The sequence below is a fragment of the Nostoc sp. UIC 10607 genome, from assembly GCF_047228265.1.
Lineage (GTDB): Bacteria > Cyanobacteriota > Cyanobacteriia > Cyanobacteriales > Nostocaceae > Nostoc > Nostoc foliaceum_A.
Genome location: NZ_JBIQNW010000193.1, coordinates 1 through 1144 on the forward strand (window position 1 = coordinate 1; position 1144 = coordinate 1144).

Below are 1144 nucleotides of genomic sequence, written 5' to 3' on the forward strand. Positions count from 1 at the left end.
TATCATTTTCAATAAGACTATTTTGAGTATTTTAACTGGTTGACAAAATGCACTTTATCTTAACCTCTCACGGATGCGTTCCGGCCCACAGTGAACTCACTTGGTTGCTCAACTGCATTACACCTCTAAACTGGCTGCAAGATATGATCCAGTTCAAGGAAAAGGCTGTAAAGCAAGGAGAAAATGTGAGTGCAGGTTTATTGGATTACCCTGTTTTGATGGCATCTGATATTTTGCTTTACCAAGCGGATAAAGTGCCAGTTGGTGAAGATCAAAAGCAGCACTTGGAATTGACACGTGATATTGCCGCTCGGTTAAATCACCAATTTGGTAAACCAGATCAGCCCGTGCTGAAGCTACCAGAACCTTTGATTCGTAAAGAAGGGGCAAGGGTGATGAGTCTGGCTGACGGTACACGTAAAATGTCAAAGTCCGATCCTTCGGAGTTAAGCCTAATCACTTTGCTCGATTCGCCAGATCAGATTCAATATAAGATTAAACGTTGTAAAACCGATCCGATTCGGGGTTTAACTTTTGATGATCCTGCGCGTCCAGAGTGTAATAACTTGTTAACGCTGTATACATTGCTATCTGGGAAGAAAAAAGAAGATGTCGCGGTTGAATGCCAGGATATGGGTTGGGGACAATTTAAGCCATTGTTGACAGATACAGTTATTGAGTCATTAAAACCAATTCAAGAAAAATATCAGGCGATAACGGCAGACAAAAGCTATTTGAACTCTGTGTTACGAGATGGAGGAGAAAAAGCTAGAGCGATCGCAAATCAAACTTTATCACAAGTAAAAGCTGCTTTAGGCTATTCCCTTCCTCTCTAAGCTTTTACTTTTAAGTGTGATTTGCTATATCATTTAAGAAATTCAAATCCCATTATCTTCTGGCTAATTTTCGCTAGGGATTAAGCAGAGGCGATACCTTCTCTTCTCTTTCAGAGACGCACTCGCGTTCGAGAGGCAATGCCTTTCCTACGAAACGCACTTGCGTTCGGCACGTCTTTTCTAGTAGCCAAACTCATTCAATCACCACATCCGCCACCACCTCCGTCACCGCCGCCACCACATCCATCACCACCACCACCTCCGTCACCACCACTGTAAGCACTATAACCACCATCACCACTGCCACG

The 1144-nt window shown here is 43.2% G+C and carries 1 protein-coding gene; it reads left to right on the plus strand.

Annotation, left to right across the window (positions count from 1 at the left end; genetic code table 11):
• Nucleotides 1-47 precede the first annotated feature (47 nt).
• Nucleotides 48-836: a tryptophan--tRNA ligase gene (gene trpS / locus ACEYW6_RS36305; protein WP_412983621.1), complete on the plus strand. Its 789-nt coding sequence runs from the start codon at nt 48-50 to the stop codon at nt 834-836.
• Nucleotides 837-1144 lie beyond the last annotated feature (308 nt).